Source organism: Paenibacillus ginsengarvi (assembly GCF_003626695.1).
GTDB lineage: Bacteria > Bacillota > Bacilli > Paenibacillales > NBRC-103111 > Paenibacillus_AB > Paenibacillus_AB ginsengarvi.
Genome location: NZ_RBAH01000012.1, coordinates 114,896 through 140,001 on the forward strand (window position 1 = coordinate 114,896; position 25,106 = coordinate 140,001).

24 protein-coding genes, 5 tRNA genes and 3 pseudogenes are annotated in these 25,106 nt (G+C 47.0%); 9 read left to right on the top strand and 23 right to left on the bottom strand.

Annotation, left to right across the window (positions count from 1 at the left end; translation table 11 throughout):
• Positions 1-31: 31 nt before the first annotated feature.
• The 5 genes from D7M11_RS17530 to D7M11_RS17550 form a co-directional block, all read right to left on the bottom strand.
• On the bottom strand, positions 32-1,423 hold the full coding sequence (locus D7M11_RS17530; protein WP_120748542.1) for a sensor histidine kinase: 1,392 nt from the start codon (positions 1,421-1,423) through the stop codon (positions 32-34).
• A gap of 99 nt (positions 1,424-1,522) precedes the next feature.
• Entirely contained in the window at positions 1,523-2,605 is a 1,083-nt protein-coding gene (locus tag D7M11_RS17535) for a lactonase family protein (protein WP_193556220.1), read from the bottom strand.
• A 130-nt stretch (positions 2,606-2,735) separates the two neighbouring features.
• Positions 2,736-2,818: transfer RNA gene (locus D7M11_RS17540), tRNA-Leu, on the bottom strand.
• A 34-nt stretch (positions 2,819-2,852) separates the two neighbouring features.
• A tRNA-Lys gene (locus tag D7M11_RS17545) sits at positions 2,853-2,925 on the bottom strand.
• A gap of 138 nt (positions 2,926-3,063) precedes the next feature.
• Positions 3,064-3,135, bottom strand: a tRNA-Glu gene (locus D7M11_RS17550).
• Positions 3,136-3,304: 169 nt separating this feature from the next.
• On the opposite strand from D7M11_RS17550, the gene corA reads away from it, so the two are divergent.
• Positions 3,305-4,237: a magnesium/cobalt transporter CorA gene (corA, locus tag D7M11_RS17555; RefSeq protein ID WP_240041167.1), complete on the top strand. Its 933-nt coding sequence runs from the start codon at positions 3,305-3,307 to the stop codon at positions 4,235-4,237.
• A 724-nt stretch (positions 4,238-4,961) separates the two neighbouring features.
• Here the strand turns inward: corA and D7M11_RS17560 are convergent.
• From D7M11_RS17560 to D7M11_RS17570, 3 genes are all read right to left on the bottom strand, one after another.
• Positions 4,962-5,047 (bottom strand) — tRNA-Ser (locus D7M11_RS17560).
• A gap of 8 nt (positions 5,048-5,055) precedes the next feature.
• A tRNA-Asn gene (locus D7M11_RS17565) sits at positions 5,056-5,128 on the bottom strand.
• 17 nt (positions 5,129-5,145) lie between these two features.
• Positions 5,146-5,619: a SprT family protein gene (locus D7M11_RS17570; RefSeq protein WP_120748543.1), complete on the bottom strand. Its 474-nt coding sequence runs from the start codon at positions 5,617-5,619 to the stop codon at positions 5,146-5,148.
• 168 nt (positions 5,620-5,787) lie between these two features.
• Here D7M11_RS17570 and D7M11_RS17575 point away from each other — a divergent pair, with 168 nt between their 5' ends.
• Together D7M11_RS17575 and cmpA are read left to right on the top strand one after the other, a co-directional pair.
• Entirely contained in the window at positions 5,788-6,141 is a 354-nt protein-coding gene (locus D7M11_RS17575; RefSeq protein ID WP_120748544.1) for a hydrolase/acyltransferase, read from the top strand.
• A gap of 211 nt (positions 6,142-6,352) precedes the next feature.
• Positions 6,353-6,496 carry a cortex morphogenetic protein CmpA gene (cmpA, locus tag D7M11_RS17580; RefSeq protein ID WP_120748545.1) on the top strand — a complete coding sequence of 48 codons (144 nt, stop codon included), beginning with the start codon at positions 6,353-6,355 and terminating at the stop codon, positions 6,494-6,496.
• A 74-nt stretch (positions 6,497-6,570) separates the two neighbouring features.
• Here the strand turns inward: cmpA and D7M11_RS17585 are convergent, their stop codons facing one another.
• From D7M11_RS17585 to D7M11_RS17605, 5 genes are all read right to left on the bottom strand, one after another.
• On the bottom strand, positions 6,571-8,820 hold the full coding sequence (locus D7M11_RS17585; RefSeq protein WP_193556221.1) for a Tex family protein: 2,250 nt from the start codon (positions 8,818-8,820) through the stop codon (positions 6,571-6,573).
• A gap of 303 nt (positions 8,821-9,123) precedes the next feature.
• Positions 9,124-9,474 carry a type II toxin-antitoxin system PemK/MazF family toxin gene (locus D7M11_RS17590; protein WP_120748546.1) on the bottom strand — a complete coding sequence of 117 codons (351 nt, stop codon included), beginning with the start codon at positions 9,472-9,474 and terminating at the stop codon, positions 9,124-9,126.
• Between the two features lie 3 nt (positions 9,475-9,477).
• Positions 9,478-9,759 carry a CopG family ribbon-helix-helix protein gene (locus D7M11_RS17595; RefSeq protein WP_120748547.1) on the bottom strand — a complete coding sequence of 94 codons (282 nt, stop codon included), beginning with the start codon at positions 9,757-9,759 and terminating at the stop codon, positions 9,478-9,480.
• A 653-nt stretch (positions 9,760-10,412) separates the two neighbouring features.
• Positions 10,413-11,573, bottom strand: a complete 1,161-nt coding sequence (gene alr / locus D7M11_RS17600; protein WP_120748548.1) for an alanine racemase — start codon at positions 11,571-11,573, stop codon at positions 10,413-10,415.
• A 213-nt stretch (positions 11,574-11,786) separates the two neighbouring features.
• The gene (locus tag D7M11_RS17605; protein WP_120748549.1) at positions 11,787-12,896 is read right to left on the bottom strand and encodes an outer membrane lipoprotein-sorting protein; all 1,110 of its coding nucleotides are present in this window, start codon (positions 12,894-12,896) and stop codon (positions 11,787-11,789) included.
• 182 nt (positions 12,897-13,078) lie between these two features.
• Here D7M11_RS17605 and D7M11_RS17610 point away from each other — a divergent pair, with 182 nt between their 5' ends.
• The 5 genes and pseudogenes from D7M11_RS17610 (at position 13,079) to D7M11_RS17625 (ending at position 15,730) form a co-directional block, all read left to right on the top strand.
• Complete coding sequence (locus D7M11_RS17610) at positions 13,079-14,581, top strand: sugar transferase (protein ID WP_120748550.1); 1,503 nt, start codon at positions 13,079-13,081, stop codon at positions 14,579-14,581.
• Between the two features lie 94 nt (positions 14,582-14,675).
• The gene (locus D7M11_RS37420; protein WP_240041168.1) at positions 14,676-14,801 is read left to right on the top strand and encodes a transposase; all 126 of its coding nucleotides are present in this window, start codon (positions 14,676-14,678) and stop codon (positions 14,799-14,801) included.
• Between the two features lie 27 nt (positions 14,802-14,828).
• A pseudogene (locus tag D7M11_RS38090) lies at positions 14,829-14,984 on the top strand (transposase); the annotation flags it as partial.
• 51 nt (positions 14,985-15,035) lie between these two features.
• A complete protein-coding gene (locus D7M11_RS36150; protein ID WP_147433451.1) occupies positions 15,036-15,179 on the top strand; it encodes a helix-turn-helix domain-containing protein in 144 nt (47 codons plus the stop codon).
• 338 nt (positions 15,180-15,517) lie between these two features.
• Complete coding sequence (locus D7M11_RS17625; RefSeq protein WP_120748553.1) at positions 15,518-15,730, top strand: IS3 family transposase; 213 nt, start codon at positions 15,518-15,520, stop codon at positions 15,728-15,730.
• Between the two features lie 429 nt (positions 15,731-16,159).
• On the opposite strand, the gene D7M11_RS38095 is transcribed toward D7M11_RS17625, so the two are convergent.
• A complete protein-coding gene (locus D7M11_RS38095; protein WP_120748555.1) occupies positions 16,160-16,360 on the bottom strand; it encodes a transposase in 201 nt (66 codons plus the stop codon).
• 370 nt (positions 16,361-16,730) lie between these two features.
• Positions 16,731-17,365, bottom strand: a pseudogene (locus D7M11_RS17645) (transposase).
• 309 nt (positions 17,366-17,674) lie between these two features.
• Here D7M11_RS17645 and D7M11_RS38100 point away from each other — a divergent pair.
• Complete coding sequence (locus D7M11_RS38100) at positions 17,675-17,752, top strand: IS3 family transposase (protein ID WP_120748657.1); 78 nt, start codon at positions 17,675-17,677, stop codon at positions 17,750-17,752.
• 112 nt (positions 17,753-17,864) lie between these two features.
• Here the strand turns inward: D7M11_RS38100 and D7M11_RS17655 are convergent, their stop codons facing one another.
• The 8 genes and pseudogenes from D7M11_RS17655 to D7M11_RS17690 all read right to left on the bottom strand — a co-directional run bounded on the left by D7M11_RS17655 (position 17,865) and on the right by D7M11_RS17690 (position 25,016).
• Positions 17,865-18,794 carry a glycosyltransferase family 2 protein gene (locus tag D7M11_RS17655; protein ID WP_120748558.1) on the bottom strand — a complete coding sequence of 310 codons (930 nt, stop codon included), beginning with the start codon at positions 18,792-18,794 and terminating at the stop codon, positions 17,865-17,867.
• A 37-nt stretch (positions 18,795-18,831) separates the two neighbouring features.
• Positions 18,832-19,785: a glycosyltransferase family 2 protein gene (locus D7M11_RS17660; RefSeq protein WP_120748559.1), complete on the bottom strand. Its 954-nt coding sequence runs from the start codon at positions 19,783-19,785 to the stop codon at positions 18,832-18,834.
• Between the two features lies 1 nt (position 19,786).
• The gene (gene rfbD, locus D7M11_RS17665; protein ID WP_120748560.1) at positions 19,787-20,629 is read right to left on the bottom strand and encodes a dTDP-4-dehydrorhamnose reductase; all 843 of its coding nucleotides are present in this window, start codon (positions 20,627-20,629) and stop codon (positions 19,787-19,789) included.
• The gene (rfbB, locus tag D7M11_RS17670) at positions 20,626-21,648 is read right to left on the bottom strand and encodes a dTDP-glucose 4,6-dehydratase (RefSeq protein ID WP_120748561.1); all 1,023 of its coding nucleotides are present in this window, start codon (positions 21,646-21,648) and stop codon (positions 20,626-20,628) included. The genes rfbD and rfbB overlap by 4 nt, the downstream gene beginning before the upstream one ends.
• Before the next feature lie 12 nt (positions 21,649-21,660).
• Entirely contained in the window at positions 21,661-22,209 is a 549-nt protein-coding gene (rfbC, locus tag D7M11_RS17675; protein ID WP_120748562.1) for a dTDP-4-dehydrorhamnose 3,5-epimerase, read from the bottom strand.
• Positions 22,210-22,217: 8 nt separating this feature from the next.
• On the bottom strand, positions 22,218-22,964 hold the full coding sequence (locus D7M11_RS17680) for a sugar phosphate nucleotidyltransferase (protein WP_120748563.1): 747 nt from the start codon (positions 22,962-22,964) through the stop codon (positions 22,218-22,220).
• Between the two features lie 51 nt (positions 22,965-23,015).
• Entirely contained in the window at positions 23,016-23,858 is an 843-nt protein-coding gene (locus D7M11_RS17685; RefSeq protein ID WP_420818432.1) for a glycosyltransferase family 2 protein, read from the bottom strand.
• 19 nt (positions 23,859-23,877) lie between these two features.
• Positions 23,878-25,016 (bottom strand): annotated as a pseudogene (locus D7M11_RS17690) (glycosyltransferase family 2 protein).
• Positions 25,017-25,106 lie beyond the last annotated feature (90 nt).

The following is a 25,106-nucleotide window of genomic DNA, read 5'->3' on the forward strand; positions in this document are numbered from 1 at the left end:
GCCTCCTTTCGCACCTTGAAGCTACTACGACTCATTTCCTCGCAGACGCCACCATCTTGTTCGCGGCGAACCACAGCTTCACCGTCGTTCCTTTTCCTTCCTCGCTCTCCAGTTCGATCTGCCCTCCGCTTTGACGCATAACCTGGTAGCAATAGGTTAGTCCGAGCCCGAAATTGCCGCCTCCCTGCCTTGCCTTTGTCGTATAAAACGGTTCCAGCACGCGCGCCAGCTGCTCCTTCGGCACCCCCGGTCCGGTATCCTTTAGCGACAACAGCACCCCGCGCCTCGTTGTATCGATAAGCACGAATAAGGCACCTTCGCCCCGGCGCTCGCTCATCGCTTCAACCGCGTTGGCCGTTATATTGGACAACACTTCGAGCATATGCACGCGGTCGCACACGACAACCGGATCGGAACGAAACTCCTTGAAAACGGCAAACCCGCAGCTATTCAGCTTCGCGGACAGCTTCTCCAAGCTCTCCTGCACGATGTCCGCCAACCGGTGCGGCTCCTCGCGGAGCACAATATCCTGGGTTTGACCGTGAATACGGGTCACCATTTGTTTCATATGCTCCGCCGATTTGACGATCAGGTCGAGCTGCCCTGCGGCTTCCGCATCATGCGGGTCGAGGGTTTCCTTCACGTTTTCGGCGCAGATGGAAATTTTGGCGATCTCGTTTTTGATCGTATGGTTCAGCATTGCCGTTCCTGAGCTAACCGCCGACACCGCGCTCTCCAGCGGATCGCGTTCGAGCCGCACCTTCACCCCGAGCACGCCGTATGCAAACGCGAACGCCACCCCGGCGATGAGCGAATACGCGATAAAAAAGGCTATATAGCCGAAAAAGCGGAAATCCGGCACCCATACGCTCGCCACATTGATGAAAGCCACGATCGCCACAAGCGTAGGTACCGCCAGCACCGCGACGGCCAGCCGTTCTTTGCGGCGCCACGGATTGCGTTCCCGGAGACAGGACGATACGAGCAGCCAGCACGAGTAGGCGTAATAGGGAGCCGTCCAGAGAAGCAGCAGTATGAAGAAGCTTTGCCGTTCAGGCGCGACCGTATACCAGACGCACGTTGCCGCCGCCGGAAGCAGGAGCAGAAGTTTGAGCCGCCTGCGAGTTTGCCGCGAGAAACGTTCGGCGTAGACAAGGCTGAATACAAGCACGCCATAAGGGGTGAGCGTATGGTTCGCGGCTTCCAGCACCTTCTGGGCAAAACTCAGCATCTTTATTCCTGTCGCGGCCTCCCCAACCGCCAATTCCAAAAGAGGCAGCGCTTCTTCCCGCAAATGCCCGGCCAAGCCGCCGAGACTCGCCGTCAACAGAAAAAAAGCGGCCCACCGGTTCGTCTCGCGCTGCGGATACAGCCGGTACAGAACGGCGGCGGCCGCCAGTAATGCCGCGAAATAGACGAGCATATCGCATCACCCTTTGCGTCTCCGCCGGGATTTGTGTATCGCTTGGGCATACAGGCTGTCAGAAAGATCCCCCTGTATGCGTTATGCCGAAATTTTCACTTAAAGCGGAAAAAACGCCATTTTCACGCACACCGGCTTCGACGCTTTCGCCGTATGTCCCGTGAATGCCAGCTTGCCCGTTTCGCGGTCCACCCGGAACACGACAATATTGTCCGAATCCCGATTGACGGCGATCAGGAAATCTCCGTCCGGCGATAACGAGAAATGCCGCGGATGTCCGCCCCGGGTAGACGTATGCTCCACATAAGTCAGCTTGCCCGTAGCCGGGTCGACGGCGTAGACCACAATCGAATCATGCCCGCGGTTGGAGCCGTACAAATAGCGCCCATCCGGCGAAACCTGGATTTCAGCGCAAGCGTTCTCCTCGCCAAAGTCCGCAGGCAGCGTGGAAACAACCTCGAGCGTTTGCAGCGCGCCGTTCTCCGCATCGTAACGGAAAGAAGTGACCGTCGAATCCAGTTCGTTAATGACATAGGCGTAAGCGCCGTTTGGATGGAATGCCATGTGCCGCGGACCCGCTCCCGGCTGCAAGGCCGTCTCGCCATGAGTTACCAGCTTCCCGGCGTCCGTATCCAGCCTGTAGCCGACAATGCGGTCGAGTCCCAGATCCGGCACGAACGCAAACCGGTTATCCGGGCTGAAAAAGACCGAGTGCGGATGCGGACGGTCCTGCCGCTCCGGATCCACGCTCCCACCTTCGTGCTGCTTCACGTCGAGCAGCTCGCCGATTGTATCGTTTGCTCCCGCCGCCGACAATCCGATTTTTCCGCCGGAATAGCTGGCTACCGCAAAAAAACGGCCGGTCGCATCGCGCTGAATATGACACAGCGACGTATCAACATTGCCTTCCCATCTCAGCGTCCGCAGCTTGCCTTCCGCAGGATCGATCTCGAACGAAACGGCAGAGCCTTGGCGCTGCCCGTCCACGACCCGATCGGCGATGGCGTACAGTCTTTTTTTAGCCGCATCCAGACTGAGGAACGTCGGATTTTGGTAGCCCGCCACCTCATCCAGCGGTGTGAGCGCTCCAGTCTCCCTATTCAAACGAAACGTATATACGCCGGGTTCCGTCGGCGGTCCATACGATCCGATAAAAACAAGCATATTCTCCTGATGTGCCACGCCTGATTCCTCCCCGACAGTTTACGTTAGGCCAATCTCTTTCCTTAACTGTACACGTTTCGCCCGGAAAAGAAAAGAAAGCGCAAAAAGAAAAGAGCCCTCGACATCGTCAAGGACTCTTCTCGTTGGATGCGGTCGGAGAGACTCGAACTCTCACGGGCGTACGCCCACTACCCCCTCAAGATAGCGTGTCTGCCATTCCACCACGACCGCGCGGCTACCAGAAGCTGTTGCAAAGCTCTGGATGTGAGCCATGTAGGACTCGAACCTACGACACCCTGATTAAAAGTCAGGTGCTCTACCAACTGAGCTAATGGCTCAAAAAAAGCCGAGACCGCGAAACCTTCCACTCGTCTCGACCGAACTTTTTAAAAGGAAGTAAACCGTAGGGGATACTCTGCGCTGCGCTTCGACGAACCTAAAGGTTCTCATCCCCAATCGAAGCTATAGGAAGAAAGTGACCCGTAGGGGATTCGAACCCCTGTTACCTCCGTGAAAGGGAGGTGTCTTAACCCCTTGACCAACGGGCCAAACTGCGATATTTTGCCGCCCTTCGAAGCGACAAGAGTTATTATAGCCGATATTGGGCATGATGACAAGCTGTTTTTCACATTTTTTTCAGCGTGCGACAGAGCAACTCTTTTCCCTTATCAGGGGTCAGTATGGTATGCTTTTGCCATAGTGGAGGTGCCGTGGAGCATGATGCTTGTCTATCATAAAACAAAACGTCTCGTAACCGAAACGAAGGTCCGCGCGCCGGAGCAAGACGAGATTGTATGGATTCGGCTGCAAGCACCGAAGCAGGATGAACTTCTGCATGTGCTGCGCGACCTGTTTCACTGTCATCCCCTCCTTGTCGAAGACTGCATAAAGCTGAATCAGCGTCCAAAGATGGACCGCTACAAAGACCAGTTTTTCATCTCGTTTTATGCATTAACCGAAAAATTAGCTACAACGGAGTTCGCTACGGTTATCGGAGAAAACTTCGTCATTACCGTCCACAACGAACGTATCCCGTTTCTGGACGAGCTGAGCGAAACGTTTCGGCAAATAGAAGGCCATATGGAATTTTCAGGCCGGATTCTTTATCATATTTTGGATCGTTGCGTCGATGAATATGCCGAGCATGCCAACCAGCTTGATAACCGGATCGATAAGATGGAGCAAGCCATTTACCGCAGTCCTTACGCCCGCATTGCCCGGGATATTTTTCATATGAAGCGCACGCTGCACCGGCTGCGCCGTATATTCACGGAGGAGCGCACACTCGTAGGCTCGATCGTTCATCAAAACTTTCCGTATATCCGGCAGGAGTCGGACGTGTACTTCGTCGATATTTATGACCATGTGTCGCGGATCGTCGACTCGCTCGACATTTACCGGGAGTCGCTCGACGGTTTGCTTGAACTGCAGATGAACATGAAGTCCGACCGGATGAACGAGATCATGAAAACATTAACCGTCGTCAGCACGATCTTTATGCCGCTTACATTTATTGTAGGCGTATACGGGATGAATTTTCATAAAATGCCCGAGCTCGACTGGAACTACGGGTACTTAGCCGTTTGGATCGTCATGCTGGCTATCGGAATCGGCCTCTGGATGTATTATAAAAAGAAAAAGTGGCTGTAGCAGGAGTTACGCATACGGAGAAAGAGGGGACTTCGGTCTACGGCCTTCGAGACTGCGATGCCTATCCTAACGAAGCGTCGCTCCGACGAACCAACTGTCGGGCTCTCATCTTAGTTTCTCCAAGACGTATTCGGGAGCAGCAGACGTTGACAGTTTCAATTAACGGAACTAAAACTTCTGCTAAATGCCGAACTCCCTGTGTATTCCCTTTATAACGGAACAAAAAGTTCCGCTATATGCTGGAACGAGCCGGATTGGGCTGGTTTTTACCGGCTTAGCGGAACATGCACTTCCTCTATCGAGTTGTTTTCACCCATTACTTGTGCAATAGCGGAACAAACGGTTCCGTTACTTTGCCAACTCCCCGGAATGTCTGTCGGGTTCTCACCGCTCTTTACCCAACGAAAAAGCCGCCCTTCGGCGACTTTTCGTTTACGGAAAAGAGGGATACTCTACGGCCTCTGGCCTCCGAGACTGCGATGCTTACCCTAACGAAGCCCAGCTCCGACGCCCCCTAAATCGGGTTCTCACCACTCTTTCTCCAAACGAAAAAAGCCGCCCTTCGGCGACTTTCGTTACGGAGAAAGAGGGATACTCTACGGCCGACGGCCTCCGAGACTGCGATGCCTATCCTAACGAAGCTCTGCTCCGACGCCCCCTCAATCGGGTCCTAACCGCTCTTTCCCCAACGAAAAAAGCCGCCTTTCGGCGACTTTTCGTTTTACGGAGAAAGAGGGATTCGAACCCTCGCGGCTGTTACACCCTAACGCTTTAGCAAAGCGCCCCCTTCGGCCTCTTGGGTATCTCTCCACAAAAAGCTCCCCGAACAGGACTCGAACCTGTGACAACTCGGTTAACAGCCGAGTGCTCTACCAACTGAGCTATCAGGGAATGTATTTAACAATTTATCATGAATCGGGTTTCAAGTCAAGCATGACAAGCTTCAGTTTTCCCCGGCATTTTCCACAGGAGTATTTCTTAGGGTCCATGCGACGTTTGCGCAAATATGCGGTGCCGCAGGAAACGCACTCCAGCTTGTAACGATAAGCCGAAGCTTTGTTCTTCATCCCGAGCGACTGGCAATACCGGCTGCCGCCCACCTCGGCGAGCAGCTTTTTGAAATCCGCATCTTGGTGCTTGTAACCCTTCTGCTGCAAATGCAGATGATAGTGGCACAGCTCGTGCTTGATGATCTTCTCGACTTCCTCCACTCCGAACGCCTCATACTGGTGCCAGCTTATGTCGATATTGTGCGAACGCATAAAATACCGCCCCCCGGTCGTCCGAAGCCGCCGGTTAAACGTCGCCCGGTGCAAAAACGGCCGATGGAAGTACTGCAAGGACACTCGTTCCACCCACAACTGCAGCTGCTCGTCCTCCATCCCGCTCCCCCTTAACCATTATGCTGCCCGCGCGAATCCTCTCTTGAATTTTTACTAGATCATAAGCTACACTGTCAAGTAGAAGAAGCATCCGTCCAACCCTAGCATGGGCCGGACCGCACCCACACGTATTCGTCAGTGTCAACCTGAGAGGAGAACGAACCCGTCATGCCGAAAATGAGATATGCCGTGCTGAAGCTCGGCGATCTGCTCGAATTTGTAGAAATGCCCGCCGACCACGTGTACCAGCTTACCGCATTAAACCGCCGTCTGCACAAGGAGCTGAACAAGCTGACCGCAGCTAACGTCCCCGCTCTGCCGCACGTTGTAGCCGAGTGCGACGCGCTCGATATCGTAGACAATGCCTGCGAAGTGCTGCACGGACTCGAATACATGAACGGACTCGAAAAGGCGTTCGCCGCTCTGGACGAGAAATCGTACCCGCTCATTTCGCTGCTCACCGAAATTCGGGCGCTGCAAGCTCAGCTAGAGCAGTGGTACGAAGATGAGCTGGATACGTAAAGAGCTTTAGCGGAATTACCAACCTGGCTGATGACAGAGCTCTGTGAACTCCGGGTTCCTGCTGGTTAGCGGACAAGATACGTTACCTACGCTAAAGCTCGTAAGTAGCCGCTTTTTTTCGGACCGGGACCTGCACCGGAGCCGCCCCTTCCCCATATCCTATAGGTAGAAGCACAGCACAAGGAAACTTTTTGGGAAAGGGGTTGGCGTTATGCCGCAGTGGCTTTGCCATCAACTGGAGAAAGCGTTCCGCAAGCAGGATATACGGCAAATACGGCTGCTGAACGATTGCTGGTTCTTTTATCGAACCAAAATCACAGACTCCAAGGAGTCCGTTCACATATCGAGACAGTAGCGCCCCGGGAAAGCGTCCATCCCCCGGGGCGTTTTTCTGCCTATGCGGCCAATCCCAATCGCGGCTTCCCTTGCTTACGAAGAGCTTTTGCTCGGATTTTTCATCGTTAACCCGACCCGGCCCTTTTTCAGATCGACATTCAGCACCCATACCGTGACCGTATCCCCGACCGAAACGACATCCATCGGATGCTTTACGAACGTATCGCTAAGCTGCGAAATATGAACAAGCCCGTCGTTCTTAATCCCGATGTCGACGAACGCGCCGAAATCGATCACGTTGCGAACCGTCCCTTGCAGCTGCATGCCGGGCGTCAAATCCTCAATCTGCAGCACATCGGTGCGGAAAATCGGCGGCGGCAGCTCCTCGCGCGGATCGCGCCCAGGCTTCTGCAAGCTGTCCAAGATATCGCGCAGCGTAGGCACCCCGACATCCAGCTTCTGCGCCAACGACTCAACGTCCGCATGCTGCAGCTTATCCTTCAGCTCCTTGGAGCCTAAAGACCCCAGATCCAGCCTCAGCTCGCGGAACAACCGGTCCACAACATCGTACGATTCGGGATGAATCGGCGTATTGTCCAACGGGCTAGCCCCTTCGCTGATTCGCATAAAGCCGACACACTGCTCGAACGTTTTCGCGCCGAGACGCGGCACTTTTTGCAACTGCTTGCGGTCTTTGAATTTGCCGTTTTCCTCGCGGAATTTGACGATGTTTTTGGCCGTCGTGGCATTGATCCCGGAAACGTACGATAATAGCGATGGAGATGCGGTGTTCAGATCGACGCCGACATGGTTAACAGCCGATTCGACGACCACCTTCAAGCTTTCATCCAAATGCTTCTGCGCCACATCGTGCTGGTATTGGCCGACCCCGATCGCCTTTGGCTCGATCTTAACGAGCTCCGCGAGCGGATCCTGCAAACGCCGCGCGATCGAAATCGCACTCCGCTCCGCCACATCCAGCGTCGGAAATTCCTCGGCCGCCAGCTTCGACGCCGAATAAACGCTCGCCCCCGCCTCATTAACGATCAAATACTGCAGTCCGCGATTTTTCAGCTTGTTAATCAAGTCCGCAATAAACTGCTCCGTTTCGCGGGAGGCAGTGCCGTTGCCGATGACGATCAGTTGCACGCCGTATTTCTCGATAGCAGCCTTCACCTTCGCCTCGGCCTCAGCCACTTTGTTGTTCGGCGGCGTCGGGTATACGACGTCGATATACAGCATCTTGCCCGTTTCGTCGACGACAGCGAGCTTACAGCCCGTCCGGAAAGCCGGATCGACCCCCAGTACGACTTTACCTTTGACAGGCGCCTGAAGCAGCAAATTGCGCAAATTTTCCGCGAAAATCTGGATCGCATGCTCCTCCGCTTTCTCCGTCAGCTCCCCCCGGACTTCCCGTTCGATCGAAGGGGCGATCAGCCGCTTGTAGGCGTCTTCAATGGTGAGCAGCATCGTTTGCTTGACGATCGATTCGCCTTTCACGATCTGTCTGGCTATATAATCGTGTATACGGTCGGCCTGGACGTCCAGACGAACCTTGAGCACTTCCTCCCGCTCCCCGCGGTTAATCGCCAGCGTACGGTGAGGCGGAAGCTTGCGCACCGGCTCCTGGTAGGCGTAGTACATCTCATAAACGGATTCCTGCCCGGCATCCTTTGCTTCCGTCACGATAATGCCCTGGTCATGTGTGTACTTCCGCACCCAGGCGCGGATCTTGGCGTCGTCGGCCACATTTTCCGCGATAATGTCCATAGCGCCCTGAATCGCCTCTTCGGCGGAGTTCACCTGCTTGTCCACATCCACGTACTTCGCGGCTTCTTGCTCCAGAGAACCTTGGCGGGGCTGCGTCATGATCCACCCGGCTAGCGGCTCGAGTCCCCGCTCTTTCGCTACGCTGGCGCGCGTTTTACGCTTTTGCCGGTATGGCCGGTACAAATCCTCGACCTCTTGCAGCTTGATCGCCTGCTCGATGGAGATGCGCAGCTCGTCCGTCAGTTTCCCCTGCTCGTCGATCAGCCGCACCACTTCCAGCTTACGTTCCTCCAGGTTGCGCAAATATTGCAGCCGTTCCTCGATATCGCGCAGCTGCGTCTCATCCAGCTCGCCGGTCATCTCCTTCCGGTACCGGGCAATGAACGGAATCGTGTTGCCTTCGTCCAGCAAGCCTACCGAGGCCCGCACCTTGGATAGCGGAAGCTCCAGCTCTTTAGCGACCTGCTTCAAAATGCGCTCCTGACGCGCCGCTTTCTGCTCTTCCGTAAGCTCGTATTTGGCCGACCCTTGTTCCCCAGCAGCCGTTTCTTTCATCTCTAGCTCTTTAGCCATGCCCGACCTCTTTCACTCAGTAGATTTCATCCGAAAATCCGGCTGTTACCGGCCCCGAAGGGCTTATAACCGAATCGCACTAACGTACATTATACCACACGAATCTGCCGTTCACCGAAACTAGAGCAGCCCCATCCCGCCAAACGGCCGACCCCTATGCATTCTGGACAGGCTTTTTCCAAACCCAAGAGCTTATCCCCAACCTTATACACATCTTATCCACAGTAAGCACTTCCACCGCCATAATCTATGCAAAAAAGGCAAACAAAAAAACGAGGGTTCTCCCTCGCCTGTTCCCCATCTTTAAAATTCAATCAAGCCCACGCTCACCTGAAGCGCTTCGTCTACCTTCCGCATCGACTCGTCGTCCAAATGCGTAATTTTGTCGGTCAACCTCTGCTTGTCGATCGTCCGGATCTGCTCCAGCAAAATAACCGAATCGCGGTCAAATCCGTGCGATTCCGCGTCGATCTCGACATGAGTCGGCAGCTTCGCTTTCTGAATTTGCGCCGTGATCGCGGCAACGATGACCGTTGGGCTAAAACGGTTTCCGATATCGTTTTGGATAATAAGTACGGGCCGTACGCCGCCCTGTTCGGACCCCACCACCGGTGAAAGATCCGCAAAAAATACATCGCCACGTTTCACAATCAAGCTCTACACCCCGCTAACTAAGCGATCGAGGGTACCGTCCGCTTCATCCTCCGCTTGAAAGGCCTCCGTTGCCATATGCAAATTGATTTTCGCCATTTCCATATAACCGCGCTGCATCGATTCTCGCAGGTGACGCTTCTTTCGCTCCATCAGATACAGCTTCATAGCCTGACGAATGAATTCGCTGCGATTGGAATTTTCCTTTTCCACGATGCCGTCCACTTCCTGCAGCAAGTTATCCGGAAGACTGATCATGATCCTTTTCGTGTTATGCGCATTGGCCACCGATCTCGCACCCCCAAAACATTCCCAACCCATTACTTCCATTATGTCGTTAATAAAGTCATTTTATACAAGACCAAGTATATGCCCCGGATATATCACGTATGTATATCCTTCGCAAAATATTGTCCGCCGTGACATCTCCAAAAAAACACAGAGCTTTCCCCTGTCCGGCATGCGAAATAAAGCGCCTTACCGTTCTGCCTCCTGGAGTAAGTCCCCTAAGGGTCCGTATATACATATTCGCTGCACTGCGGGTAAATCCTTCGCCATTTTCCGATTCTGAAGCTGGAAAATGTTTCACATAATCCGCGGATACAAGCAGTCTGAAAAGAGGATGCCGCTGCAGGAGCGCGGTATAACGTTCGGATCACTGCAAGCGAAGCAGGCTTGAGGAGAATACTCCGCTACGGATTTTGTAGCGAGGGGTGAAACTTCTTGCACTGCATTGCTACTCTGCGGCAGGATAAAGAACGTCTTTGGCCCCCGAAGAGCATAAATCTTCATCATATCTTCCGCTCAGACGCGCCGTCATTTAAAGCAGATAGTACCTCTTACGTTATTCACCTAGCGAGCTATAAGCTCTATCGATCCAGCCGGAGACTGGCCCATGTTACATCTTATGATGCTAAACGGCAAGTATTCGGAATGCTACGTCAGCGGATTAGAGGATTAACCACACTCACCCGCTTGCCGCCCTTCGTGTACACTCGCGGAACCCGGTGCGAAACCATACATGTAATCTCATAGTTGATGGTTCCAAGTAGCTCGGCCAGTTCTTCAGCCGTTACACTCTCGCCACCTTGACGCCCCAGCAGAACCACTTCCTCCTCCTTCGTCGGATTCGGAATGGCGCTGATGTCCGCCATACACTGGTCCATGCAGATGCGCCCCACAATAGGCACCCTGCGCCCGCGCACGAGCGCCTGAACCTTTTGCGATAGCATCCGGCTGTAACCGTCAGCGTATCCGATAGGAAGCGTACCGATCGTCTCTTCCCCTTCGGTGCGATAAATGACGCCGTAGCTGATACCTGAGCCAGCAGGAAGCTTCTTGATATGCGACATCTTCGTCTTGATGCTCATAACCGGCTCGAGGCGAATGCTCGCATGGTTCACTTCCCCCGAAGGATACAGACCGTACATGGCGATACCGAGCCGAATCATATTGTAGGAGAGCTCAGGGCAATCGATCGCCGCAGCGCTGTTGCCGGTATGCATATATCGAAACGAAACGCCATTATCCCGAAAATAAGCGATAACCCGCTCATACTTCGCGTATTGCTCCAAGGTATACGATTTATCCGTCTCATCGGCGCTGGCAAAGTGCGTGTAGATCCCTTCCACGTCCAAAGAAGGATGCCGAAGCGCCCGCTCCACGTAGGAGATCGCTTCCTCATCGGCTTGCAGCCCTATCCGGCCCATCCCAGTATCGATTTTGATATGAACCTTCAGCTTGCCATCCCCGACCGTCTCCAGCGCCGCCCACAGCTCCTCATGGAATACGGTCAGTGTAATATCGTGATCTATAGCAGTCCGCAAGCCTTCCGGCGGCGTATAGCCGAGCACCAGAATCGGCGCGTTTATGCCAGCCCTGCGAAGCTCCAAGCCTTCGTCCAGAAAAGCGACTCCGATGTAATCGACGCCGCAACCCATCGCTTCCTGCGCCACCTTTATCGCCCCATGTCCATAGGCATCCGCCTTGACGACGGCCATAAGGGCCATTTCCGCCGGGAGCACCTGCCGAAACGCCCGGATGTTGTGGGAAAGCGCATCTAGCGAAACTTCCACCCACGTCGGCCGATAAAACGTCTCCAAGCTGTCCACCTTCTTCTCCGAACAATCCCTCTCCTGGAGAGGGCCATCTGAAAACCCTTCATCTATGGTAATGCCCTGCCGCCCCCCTGTCAATGAATAAAGACTTATAAATGCATCATCTGCGGCGGCAAATAAAGGAAACACCCGTTCGCAGTGTGCTGCGGGCGGGTGCCTACCTTTAACAGTCTAAATAATTAACGATCCAAACCGCCGTTACTTCCCTACCTGCCCCACCACAGACTGCGCAACCTTAACCATTTCCTTATCCGGCAAATCCCCAGTAGACAGTCTATACTCAATACCGTCGTAAGTCCATGTCAGTGTCCTTAGCCCTTTTTGTTCACCGGTCACAATTCCAAGCGTGTAGCCCAGATCCAAAATCGTACCGGAAAGCGAGGTAACCGTCTTGGCTTGCGGCATCGACTCCAGCAGCGTGTAGTTGTAAGTTCCCGAGTAGCGGAACAAGATTGCTTTGTCCTCTCCCAGCTTCATTTCCTTCGGATCTTGCTTCTTCACACCCGCCGGCATATACGTCGGCTCCACGATCCCGAAGCTTTGCGGCGCTTTGGCCGTCTGCTCGGTAGTACTTGTTGGTTGTACGGAAGTACCGCTCTTGGCAGTTCCGTTTGCAGCCGCACCTTGCTTGGCAGTATCCCCCACCGTAGCAGTCGTTGGCAGCGATTGAATATTCCAGCTTGTCATATTCCGCTGCATATCGAAGGAATCTTTATCGAACTTCTTGCCGAATTCAAACTGCGTAAATTTCACCGACACCATTACATTGTTATTCTCATCCGATACTTGAACCTGCTGCGGAGCATAATCCTTCTTATTCAGCCAAATCTTTTGCCGGGAAAGCAGTCCATTCTGGTAGTTCGCCACTACGTCGAACACATAGGCATCCTTCTCTTGCGTAAATTGTCGCTCATTGTCACTCACAATGCTCTGCACAAGCGATTGGAACAAATACACTTGTCCGGAATTTTCCGGCCAATCGCTTTGGAAACGGAACATTTTATTCAAATGCGGCGTCAATACAAAAACGCCTTCATCGTTACGAAGCACAATTTGCGTAATATCCTTCGCCTCGTTCGTCAGCGCGATCCGGTAATAATGCGGAGTTTTATACCACACCTCCACATTGTACTCCTGTGCCTGCTGCCCGGTCTGCAGCGTCATCTTCCCCGCGCCCTGATAGCTGTCGAGCTTTCCGATCACATGATCCAAATCTTTCACAACCTGTTCCGAACTCCTCGTCCCACAGCCGGCTGCAACAAATGCAACGCACATCACGATGGCTAGTATCCATGTGACCCGACGCATCCTATCCACCCCTCACACGAAATAATGATTACTTGTACATCTCTATGTGGGCAGGTGGACAAATATGCGGGACAATAACCGAAACGAACATTTGTATGCAGCTCCCAGTAAGTAGGACTAAACCAATGAATCTATGCTATAATTGTTAAAATAGATCAAAGTTTGTCAAGGAGCGTCTGTTCATGAGTCTGGAGATTCAAATGGTCAAAAACGTAAAACCCGGCCACCTACTTATCGCCGAAGACATCGTCAGCCATAAGAAAAAAACAGTCCGCATCGAAATGCTGCTGAACGCCGGACTTATCGCGCTAGAATACATGCTTTATGTAATAAGCTTCTCAATTTTATTTCTATATAAAGTAGTAGCGGATTACGGAGCGATCGACTGGCACGACTTCTCCAGCATCCTGGATATTCCGGTCATCGGCGAATATTCGCTTCTGCTAGCCGTTATCTTTACCGTTTATACAGGATGGCTATACCAACGCGGCATGTTCAGGTGGAGCCGGGATATCAAACCGGTAGAAGACACCTTCACGGCAGCCAAAGCCGTCACAGTCTCGTTTCTAATTGCGCTAGGACTCGTCTTCTTCTTGAAAACAAGCGTCATTTACTCCCGGGTACTCATACTGGCTTTAGCGATACTTATGGTTCTGATCTTCCTTTTAACAAGATTCATACGTCTCGGAGTGCTCAGCGCTCTACGCAAAACCCAGCTCTACAATAAGAATGTATTGATCATCGGGGCCGGTCGTGTAGGTGAACAAATCCGCGATCAACTGAACGACAACAAAACGAGCAGCAGCTGCTTCGTAGGGTTCCTTGATGATTACAAAAAGGGCCCGCAAATTCTAGGAACGATCCCGCATATCGAAAAACTGGTTCAGCAGCATAAAATTCAAGAAATCTATATTACAATCCCTTCGGAACGTGGACTAATCAATAAATTGATAACAAGCGTACGGAAATACGATGTACAGATCAAAATCATTCCGGAATTATTCGAACTGGTTACTTCCAGCGTCTCATTTGATCACGCATTCGACTACCCTTGCATCGAGATTGTCCGAACGCCTTTACGCGGACTCAACTGGTTTATGAAGCGCAGCGCGGACTTTATTTTATCCGCTCTCGGAGTTATTGCGATCTCCCCTGTACTGTTGCTGGTAACTCTAGCAATAAAACTCGATTCCAAAGGCCCGATACTGATCAAGCAAAAACGCATCGGTAAGAATGGAGCCCCCTTCCATATGCTGAAGTTCCGCTCTATGGTCGCCAACGCGGAGGCATTGAAAGCATCGCTCGCCAGTCAGAACGAAGCTATGGGCCCGGTATTTAAAATCAAAAACGACCCACGCATCACCCGCGTCGGCCGCTTTATCCGGAAGTACTCCCTTGACGAGCTTCCTCAATTGCTCAACGTACTCGCGGGGCAAATGAGCCTTGTCGGCCCGCGCCCACCGCTCCCCAACGAAGTAGAGCAGTATACGGATTATCAATGGCGCAGATTCGATGTTCGGCCAGGGATTACTGGGCTGTGGCAAGTTAGTGGACGAAGTGACTTACCGTTCGAGGAATGGGTGAAGTTAGATATTTACTACATTGAGAGATGGAGTTTGGCGATGGAGTTTAAGATTTTGCTTAAGACGATTCCGGTGGTTTTGAAGGGTGAGGGAGCATATTGAAAAGCATCAGACCGTCGATATTGTGATATGCTCCCCTTTAAGTAGGCAGGTTTAAAAGATAAACCATACCGTCTACTTGGAGGAGAGTGTTATTTTGGCAAAACCGGACAGCTATACAGCGATAGAAAAATTAGCGATTGTAGAGGAGCTTGCTGGAGGCGGTGGCACTCGAGTTGAAGTCGCTCGCAAGTATAATATCGGTATCAGCACGTTAGTGTAATGGCGGCACCGCTATGAGTTATACGGAATGGACGGATTGGAGATTCGGACTCATAAACGCAGTTACTCCATTGAGCTGAAGATCCGGGCGGTGCAAGATTATCTATCGGGTGAGTACTCGCAATATGAACTCGTCGACAAATACAAAATTGCAAGTCGTACTCAACTCCAAAGCTGGATTGCCAAGTATAATAGTCCTAGCAGCTTCAAACCAGTTGGCGGAGGAGCTAAAGCTATGACAAAGGGTCGATATACGACGTGGCAGGAACGAATCGACATCGTATTCCATTGCCTTGCACATAAGCGTGACTACGGAAAGACAGCAGCGCAGTTTAAGATTTCCTACAACCCTGTGTACCAGTGGGTCAAGAAATACTAGGATGGCGGAGAAGAGGCGCTCCAAGACGGGCGTGGACGGAAGAAAGCACCAGAGGAGTTGACCGAGGCTGAGCGTCATAAGCTGGAACTAAAGAAGCTAGAGTATGAAATGGAGCGACTCGCAGGCGGAGAATGCATTCCTAAAAAAGTTGAAGGAAATGAAAGGAAGGAGAGACTAAGCCGCCATCGGCAAACCTATGTGTATGTGGCGATACAATCCGTACACGAAGAACAAGGGTTTAGCGTGAAGCTGCTGTGTGAGGTTGCCGAGATGGACAATCCAGCTACTACAAGTGGGTCAACCACAAACCCAGCCCGCGTGAGCAGGAAAACAAGCAGTTGACGAAAGAGATACTGGCCCTTCATGAGCGGGTACAAGGCATATACGGCTACCGACGACATGCCGTCCAGCTTCGTAGAGACACGAACAAACCGATTAACTCCAAACGGATCCGGCGGCTGATGAAACTGGCGGGCATACAGTCGGTCATCCGAAGGAAGAAAAAACAATACGCGTGCTCTGCACCTCAGCATATCGCCGAGAACTACTGAACCGCAAGTTCCAAGCTGAAGTGCCTATGAGAAATGGTTAACAGATGTAACGGAATTCAAGTATGAACTCGGCCAAGAAGGCTTACCTAAGCGCTATTCTGGACCTCCATAGCAACACAATCGTTTCCAATGTGCTGGGGCATTCGAACAACAATAAGCTCGTATTTGAAACGCTGGATCGGGCGCTTGAGGCTGCGCCGGGCACAACCCCCATGCTTCACAGGGCTGTTGACAAAATGGGTTGAGGACGATATCCTCAACCCATTTTGTCGTATTTATAGAATTTAGCCTAATTTGAAAGCCCCTTCGGCCCTTATGCTATCGCTTTAATCATTCGTTTGATGTTTAGGGCCAACGCCGAAAAGAGGCAGTGTTCCGTAGCGTTACGGATGCCCCGTTTATGAGTTCAACTTAAATTATGAGATTGATTCATAATCCCGAAATACCTTCACACCAAACGCTCCGAAGACGCATGAGGTTCCGATACTCGTCTGTCTTGGCCCATTCCTTGTTACGCTCTATAGCTTCATGGAAAAGGGCACGTCGAATGACTCGATATTTCTTTGCCTTGCCGTAGCATTGCTCACGCAGCGGACATGCTTTGCAATCTTTCGTTTTTGCCGCATACACCCTTCAATAAGCTTCTTTAATTCCGTCGCCCTCTATGTGAGTAAACTTCAGTAGCTTTCCTTCCGGACACAGGTAATGATCGGATTGTTCGTTGTATAGAAACGGTTTATCCCCGATGGCCTCAATACTATCTGTACTTACAGGGGAGATGTATCCTTCAATCTGCTGCTTATCTAGTACGTGATGAACCACAGCGCAGTCATATCCCTTGTCAGCACAAGCCCTTTTGATGTCCAAGCCAAACTTTTCTTTCTGGATAGCTAGGGCCGGCTGTACGGCTCATGGTCATTCACATTGCCTGGAGTGACGTGCATATCTTTGATGATTCCATGCGCTGTATCTATACTGGTGTGACCCAGATAGTGAAAGCCTACTGGTTTATAGGACGATTCATAAGACCGGCTTCAGAGTCTGTCAGACTCCGCGTCACTTCGGTCTGAATAACGGCATCCGAACGTTTCTGTTTTATCCCCCCGCATTTATTCTTTCCTTCCGCTTCACGCTCTGCTTGTCGCCGCCTCTCCAACCGCCGTGCTTCTTCCTCTAATTCCTTCAGGTATTCCGATGGCTTTTTATCTACCTTTACTTTCTCAGAGCGACTCAACGATGCGCTGACTTTGATGTGAGTGGAGTCAGTTACAACCACTTCTCCCGTCATAATTCCCTTCTCTATACAGATTGTCACGATATGATCGAATAGGTCTTGAAAGATGGAGCTATTTTTAAACCTACGACGTCGATTTTGACTGAGCGTTGAATGATCCGGAACAGTATCCATGAGATCTAATCCCAAAAACCAGCGATATTCTAAGTTCATATTCACTTCTTCTTCCAATTTGCGTTCGGAAGGAATCCCATACAAATACCCGACCAGCATCATTTCATAAGCAGTACAGGATCTATGGACTTTCGGCCTACAGAAGAGTACATGTGCTTCACTTTCTCGTAAATGAATGTGAAGTCCACTTCTTGTTGAATGACGCGCAACAAGTGTCTTTTTGGCACATACTCCTCCAGATTGAAAAAAACAAATTGGTGCTGCTTATCTCCGTTTAACCCCCATCATGACCTGAATCCCTCCAAAAGAAAAACTGCATAGAATTAAGTTCTACGCAGTTCTCCAATAACCTTTGTATATTCTGTTTGTCAACAGCCCCTCACAGCGACCGGGGGTTCCAATACACTTCGTCGGCTTTTAAGAAGAAACTAGACAAAGCGGAGATGAAGTAGAGCATGTCCGTATTGGCCGGTGCATGGACAACGGACCTATGGATGCCTTCTGGGGAACCCTGAAATGCGAGAAGTATTATCTGAATACAATACAGCACGTTCGAGGAGCTGGAGAAGGATATTAACGCCTACATTCACTTTTACAATAACGAGCGATTGTAGGCAAATTAAACGGCCTCAGTCCCATGGAATACAGGACTAAGACCGCCTAAATTTTTTACTTATTTGTACTGTCTACTTGACGGGGGGCAGTTCATTGGATCGGCGGTCTTTTTTATTGCCCTGGGCTAATTCCTTTTGAGTGTTCGTGACTTTTTCTTTTCGAAGAACGTAAGTGTTTTGAAGCTTTCCACAACTGATCTTTGAGTACGGTCAGCCCAAACTTAGCTCCTATTCCCACATACATCAAAATAGTCACCCAGAAAGGATATTTTTTACGATAATGCTTGTCGTAAAACAACTTCATCGCTCGGTGAAATTCATAAGCAATCCGAAACGGCCTTCCACGACTACTTCCTCTTTTGTAATGCGTTATTTGAGTTTTGGGGTAATAATAGTTGATCCAGCCTGCCTCCTGAATGCGATAACACCAGTCGGTGTCCTCGAAATACATAAAGAAACTTTCATCAAGAAGGCCCACTTGTTCAATTGCTTCTCTTCGTACCATCATAAAAGCTCCGACTAAGCAATCAATCGGATACGACTCGTCTTCGCTTAAATACTCCATATGGTACGAGTTGAAATGAGGACTCTTCGGGAATAGTTTAGCCAGCCCTGACACGTAATAAAAAGTAGTTAAAGGCGTAGGGAATCCTCTACGGCACGCCTTATCCAAGGAACCATCGGGAAGAACTACTTTGCAACCCGACGCTCCGACTTTTGGATGCTCGTCCATGAAGCGTATCATGGTTTCTAGTGTGTCAGGTTCGACCGTTGTGTCTGAATTCAGAAGTAGGATGTATCTTCCTTTTGCAATGTGGATACCTTGATTATTAGCTTTTGAAAATCCTGAATTCTCGTTGTTTGCAATCACAATAACCTTCGAATGAAGCATTTTAATGGCAGAAAGCGTATCGTCTTTGGAATCATTATCTATAACTACGGTTTCAAATTCATACTTTAATCTACTTTGATAAATGGACTCTAAACAATTCAAAGTAAGTTGCATAGTTTTATAGTTAACAATAACAATGGATAAGTCCATATCAAACACCCTTCAATATTAAACTTCCAGATTATCTTCAATCATTAAACCATTTGTAAACATTTGAATTACTTGCTTTTTGTCTTGATTTGATCCACTTTCTCTTTTTTAACATTTTTGGTATTTTAGTCCAAAAGTCAATCCATATCGGTAGTAATAACGGTTCTTTGAAAATTACATAGCCAAAACTTAGAATCTCATACCAAATAATTGGCATCAGATGTCGAATAACATATACTATACGATCATTTTTTACTAACATTTTATATCTATTTATATAAGAAAGACGACGAACAAAAATATGTTGCCTTTTCCGACTGCCAGACTTCCAACCACGTTCATGAATCGCGATCGCTTCTGGTTCATAATAGGCTTTCCAGCCCAGTAATTGTGCTCTCCATGCAACATCAACATCTTCTTTATAAGCAAAAAAGTCTTCGTCAAAAAACTCGCCTTCAATACTTACCTCTTCAACCATGGTTCTCCTGTAAAAAGCGGCTGCTCCCGATACACCAAATACTTCTGCCTTGTCCTTCCATTTCACTGCACATTGATTCTCTCCCCGATCAAACGCCCTTCTTGCCCGATTAATAATTAGACCCGTGCTATCTATTATCTCTTGCCTTTGTGAACGGATTAGCTTTCCAGTCACACTGCCTACGTTAGAATGGCACATCATCACTTCAACTAGTTTAGCCACAAATTCCCGATCAAGAATGACGTCCGGATTCAAAACAAGATAGTAATTACTGTTTGATGCATGAATTGCCTGATTATGCGCCTGGGCAAAACCTGTATTAACTGAGTTAACTATCACTTCAATCTTATTTTGGAATTTTCCCAAAATAATTCTTGTTCTGTCCGAAGACGCATTATCTATCACGATGATCTGAGAAATAGGATACGTTTGCTCCAAGACAGAGTCTAGACAGGCTTGAATGTAATCTTCGCTGTTAAAGGAGACTATGTGAACGCTCACTTCATGCGCCAAGTTATTCCCTCAGTTCTTGTATGAAAGATCGTAGAGCCGTTCTCCAATGAGGCAACTCTTCAAATCCATTTATTCTAACAAACGAATGATCCATTACTGAATACTTTGGTCTAGGGGCGAGTTTAGGAAAATCATCGGTAGTACATGGCTCTACCTCTATCGAAATGCCTAGCTCTTCAAAAATTGCACAGGCTAGTTCATACCAGGAACAATTACCTGTATTGGATACATGATAAATCCCATACTTATTTGTTATTATTAATTGAGCTAAAAATCTCACCAAGTCAACTGTATAAGTTGGTGAACCAATTTGATCATTCACCACCCTAACTGTATTCTCTCTACTTGAGATATTTATCATAGTCTTCACAAAATTAGAACCTTGTAGACCAAATATCCAAGATGTTCTAACAATGAAAAACTTTGAAGATAAGGATTGTACTAAAAGTTCTCCTGCTCTCTTAGATTTCCCATAAATATTTTGTGGATTTGTATTATCGAATTCATTATAAGGCTCTTTCGCCAATCCATCGAAAACATAATCAGTGCTAAGATAACAAAATTTTGCTCCTATCGCTTCAGTCGGCACCACTAAGTTCCTTGTTCCAAATGCATTAATCTTATAAGCAGAATCTTTATCACCTTCAGCAAGATCAACAGCAGTATAAGCTGCGCAATGCACAACTACATCTGGTTTAATTTCATTTATGCGTAATTTGCATTGATCTTCATTGGTTATATCCAGTTCATCACGGCCATATCCATATATTTCATATTTACGTTCTAGTAGGGTGACCAACTCTTTACCCACTTGCCCATGAGCACCTGTAACTAAAATTCTCACTGGTTTACACTCATCCTAGTACCATATTGTTTCAAATAATAATTACGGTATTCACCAGCCTCTATATCCTTCCACCAATCTTGATTCTGAAGATACCAGTGTATTGTATTCCTTATACCTGTCTCAAAGTCATACATTGGATTCCATCCCAATTGACTACGAATCTTTTTAGAATCAATACCATAACGTCTGTCATGTCCAGGTCTATCCTGAACGAATTGAATCATCGTTTCAGGCTTACTTAGCTCTCTAAGAACAGTTTTTGCTAATTGTAAATTTGTTCTTTCATTATTTCCACCGATATTATAGACTTCACCATTGACCCCCCTATTAAGAACCAGATCGATGGCGGAGCAATGATCTTCAACATAGAGCCAATCACGTATATATAAACCATCTCCATAAATTGGTATAGCTTTTTCACTTAAAGCGTTAACTATAATCAAAGGTATCAGCTTTTCTGGAAATTGAAATGGTCCGTAATTATTAGAGCAGCGTGTAATAACCGTAGGTAGACCATAAGTTTCGTAATATGCACGAACTAGAAAATCGCCCCCTGCTTTACTAGCGGAATAGGGACTATTGGGTAAAAGGGGTGTTTCCTCATTAAAGAACCCTTCTTCCCCAAGGCTTCCATATACTTCATCTGTCGAAATCTGAACAAATTTTGAAACTTTATTCAGTCTTGCTTCTTCCAAAAGAACTTGTGTTCCCAAAACATTTGTTTTCACAAAAATATCAGGCGCCATTATACTTCGGTCTACATGCGATTCAGCGGCGAAATTGACTACTGCGTCGATACCTAACTTAAATATTTGATTAACTTCTGTACGATTTGCTATATCAGCCTTTATAAATTTATAGTTAGGATTGTTTTCAACTTTAATCAAGTTATTTAGATTACCCGAGTACGTCAACAAATCAACATTAAAAATTTTACAATCGGCATGTTTGTTTAACATATATACTATAAAATTGCTGCCGATAAAACCTGCACCACCAGTTACGAGAATCCTCATGTGTTCACCAGCCTAAACAAAATTGATATCAGCATCTTTAAATAATGGAAAGTTCTGATCTTTAGCGGAAAGAATCGGATTCGATGTTGGCCACGTGATTCCTAGATCTTCATCTGCCCATAAAATTCCTCTTTCATGATGAGGGCTGTAGTATTCATCGACCTTGTAAATTACCTGGGTATTTTCAACGATTGTACAAAAGCCATGTGCGAAACCTTTCGGGATAAGCAACTGTCGTTTGTTAGCCTCACTGAGTATTACTCCAAACCATCGTCCGAATGTAGGGGAATTTCTTCGAATATCTAAGACAACATCATATATTGCCCCAGAAATGACTCGCATAAGTTTCATTTGCGCTTTTGGATTTAATTGATAGTGGAGTCCTCGTAATACTCCCGCTTCCTTTGAAAGTGAATGATTATCTTGCACAAAATTCACTTCTATACCATGCTCTAGTAGCACTTGTTTACTATAGCTTTCCACAAAAAAACCACGTTCATCATAATGAATTGTAGGCTCAACAATAAAAACTCCGTCCAATGTTGTATTAATTAATTTCATATCGACACCTACCTTATTTTTAGTATACCGAATTCATCCCCCAAGTGAAGTTCTTTTGCCAATTCATTCGCTTTCGATAAAGAAGTTTGTGTACCAGCATCAGTCCACCAGCCCTTCAAAATATCGTATGTTAATTCATTATTACGTATATAGGCATTATTAACATCAGTAATTTCGAGTTCTCCGCGGAGAGAAGGTTTTAATCCTCTAATAAGATTAAAAACCCTGTTATCATACATATAAATCCCAGTTACAGCATAGCTGCTCTTGGGATTCTTGGGTTTTTCTTCTATTGAAACAATTTTATTATCAATAAGTTCCGGTACGCCAAATCTTTGAGGATCCTCTACCTGTTGAACAAGTATTTTGGCTCCATTCTTTTGTTGAATAAAATTCTTAACATATGGAGTAATGTTGTCAGAAAACACATTATCCCCAAGTATGACCACCATTTTATCAGAACCTACAAATTGTTCTGCTAAACCAAGTGCCTGCGCGATTCCGCCAGCTTCATCTTGAACTTTATAAGTCAAAGATACACCAATCTCACTACCACTGCCCAGAAGATTAACTACATCACCCATATGTTCTTTACCTGTTACAACCAATAAATCATATATCTCCGCAGCTTTTAGTTTTGCTACAGCATGGTAAATCATCGGATATTTACCTACAGGGAGAAGATGCTTATTTGTTACTTTAGTTAAAGGATAGAGTCGAGAACCAGTTCCACCAGCAAGAATTATCCCTTTCATTGTTACCCTCCATTTTCAAAAGATAACGAACACGACTTGATACAAATTTAATTATTTTATAAAAGGAAACTTCTTAAGTTTATATTTAGCATAATTAATTACTCTATCAAATAAGAAAAAACGACGATTAATTTCTTCTACAGACTTACTGATGTTCACCAATAAGCCAATGCCTATTTTATTTTTACTGATGTCATCTCGTAAGTACTTATTTCTTAGTATAGTATCATACATTTTGTGTTTATCTATACCACCTATTACTGAATTGCTATAATCGGATGATTTACTTACTAATCTATGATGATAGAAAGCCAGAGAATCTTTGATTACATGAATATCGAATTTCCCCATAAATCTCAAATTAAAATCCCAATCACCTAGTACAGGAAGATCAGAATTATACATACCGATTTCGTCAAAAACACTTCTTTTATATAAAAAGGAAATTGGAGGAAACAAATTAGACGCGCACATTCTATACAAAGTTATTGAGTCTAGTGAACTATTAAAAGGAGCTTTTCTTAATTCAATAACTTTATCATTATCTATTTTCTCAACAACTTTTATACTATGCGTTATAACACCTTTTACATTATCATAGGGACATTGATCCATATAGCCTATTGTCGTTTTTAAAAAATCTTTGTGCCAAGAATCATCGTCGTCATGAATAACTACATACTCACTACTAGAATTTTGTATTCCTTTATTCGATGCTGCTTCCATTCCAATAGAGGTTTGATTATGAATTACAGTTATTTTCTCAGTAAATTTCTCTTGATAAGATTCAACTAATTTATCAATTTCTCCTGAATCTCCTCCGTCATTTACTATGACCATAATCCAATCAGAAAATGTTTGATTCACAACACTCTCCAATGCTCTTTTCAACAAAATGTTCCTATTTTTTGTTCTAGTTATTATCGCTACTTTTCCTCTTTTCGTAAAAATACCTCCTTCTCTCCGATGATACCAATGCTATATATAACTGCTTTAAAGTTGAGACCACACCATATAATTCTAAATGGCTTGAAAATTTGTCAATAACAAAAGAAACATTATTATATGGATTAATAAATTTTGCTATCTTACGAATCACTGTTATTACTTTGTGGCGATATTTATGTTTTGTCCAACCCATCCTCAATTCTAATGCGTATTCCAATGCTTCATTCTCATAGACATGCTTGATCCTATTAGCTTCCCTGATTTTCTGAGCACAAGCTTGTAATATTTCAATTACATGTTTCTTATTTAATTCGTTTATTTCGCAGGTCAAAGGACATAATAATTGTAGTTCTTCACTCGAAAAGGTGATCTCCAATCGCCGGAATGAATCCATCATTACTTTTTTATAATTATTTGCTCCTTCATTTTTTCTTAAACCAGTATAATTGGAACTATGAAATCTATATTTAAGCAAGACTTGTTGCATATTTGCGAATTTGATATAATGACATGCACGAGACCATAGTTCAAAATCTTCAGATGAATTGAAATCGCCATCGTACATTAAATTATACTCTTCCATTATATCTTTTTTTAACATTACAGTGGGATGCCTAATAAAACAATAGAACATCAAACCAGCTTTAATATATTCATGGGTAAGGGGAAAATTATCCCGCAATAAAGGTGTTTCTATCCCTTTTTCATTTAAATACGTCACATTAGTTCCGCATATGGAGATATCAGGATTATCCTCCAAGTATTTCACTTGGTCTTCTAATCGGTTTGGTAATGAAATGTCATCGGCATCCATTCGGGCAATATATTTGCCTCTAGCCTTCCCTATCCCATTATTGATTGAGAGTGAAATTCCTTTTTTTTTTCGTTTTTCAAAAAAACTATTCTATCATCTTGCTTCATGTATTCAAGAACAATATTATCTGAGTCATCGTCACCATTATGTTCACTTACAATGATTAACTCAAAATCCCTTAACGTTTGGGTTAGTATACTTTCTATAGCTTCACGCAAAAACCTCTCACTGTTAAATATAGGCATTATCACTGAAACTTTAGGCATTAGATGATCCTCACTTTTCCTCATTCGTGAAATATTACAAGAACGAATACAGTCACATAATCTGACTGTATTCGTTGTTTAATATCTAAAATATTCCTGATCATTCTTCTAAAC

What these genes read in the sequence shown, in the direction of transcription:
- corA (WP_240041167.1), top strand. Translation starts at nt 3,305, where the DNA reads ATGATGCTTGTCTATCATAAAACAAAACGTCTCGTAACCGAAACGAAG.
- D7M11_RS17530 (WP_120748542.1), bottom strand. Translation starts at nt 1,423, where the DNA reads ATGCTCGTCTATTTCGCGGCATTACTGGCGGCCGCCGCCGTTCTGTAC.
- D7M11_RS17585 (WP_193556221.1), bottom strand. Translation starts at nt 8,820, where the DNA reads ATGGCTAAAGAGCTAGAGATGAAAGAAACGGCTGCTGGGGAACAAGGG.
- D7M11_RS17570 (WP_120748543.1), bottom strand. Translation starts at nt 5,619, where the DNA reads ATGGAGGACGAGCAGCTGCAGTTGTGGGTGGAACGAGTGTCCTTGCAG.
- cmpA (WP_120748545.1), top strand. Translation starts at nt 6,353, where the DNA reads ATGCCGCAGTGGCTTTGCCATCAACTGGAGAAAGCGTTCCGCAAGCAG.
- rfbC (WP_120748562.1), bottom strand. Translation starts at nt 22,209, where the DNA reads ATGAAATTAATTAATACAACATTGGACGGAGTTTTTATTGTTGAGCCT.
- rfbB (WP_120748561.1), bottom strand. Translation starts at nt 21,648, where the DNA reads ATGAGGATTCTCGTAACTGGTGGTGCAGGTTTTATCGGCAGCAATTTT.
- D7M11_RS17655 (WP_120748558.1), bottom strand. Translation starts at nt 18,794, where the DNA reads ATGGACTTATCCATTGTTATTGTTAACTATAAAACTATGCAACTTACT.
- D7M11_RS36150 (WP_147433451.1), top strand. Translation starts at nt 15,036, where the DNA reads ATGACAAAGGGTCGATATACGACGTGGCAGGAACGAATCGACATCGTA.
- D7M11_RS17575 (WP_120748544.1), top strand. Translation starts at nt 5,788, where the DNA reads ATGCCGAAAATGAGATATGCCGTGCTGAAGCTCGGCGATCTGCTCGAA.
- D7M11_RS17610 (WP_120748550.1), top strand. Translation starts at nt 13,079, where the DNA reads ATGAGTCTGGAGATTCAAATGGTCAAAAACGTAAAACCCGGCCACCTA.
- D7M11_RS17680 (WP_120748563.1), bottom strand. Translation starts at nt 22,964, where the DNA reads ATGAAAGGGATAATTCTTGCTGGTGGAACTGGTTCTCGACTCTATCCT.
- D7M11_RS17605 (WP_120748549.1), bottom strand. Translation starts at nt 12,896, where the DNA reads ATGCGTCGGGTCACATGGATACTAGCCATCGTGATGTGCGTTGCATTT.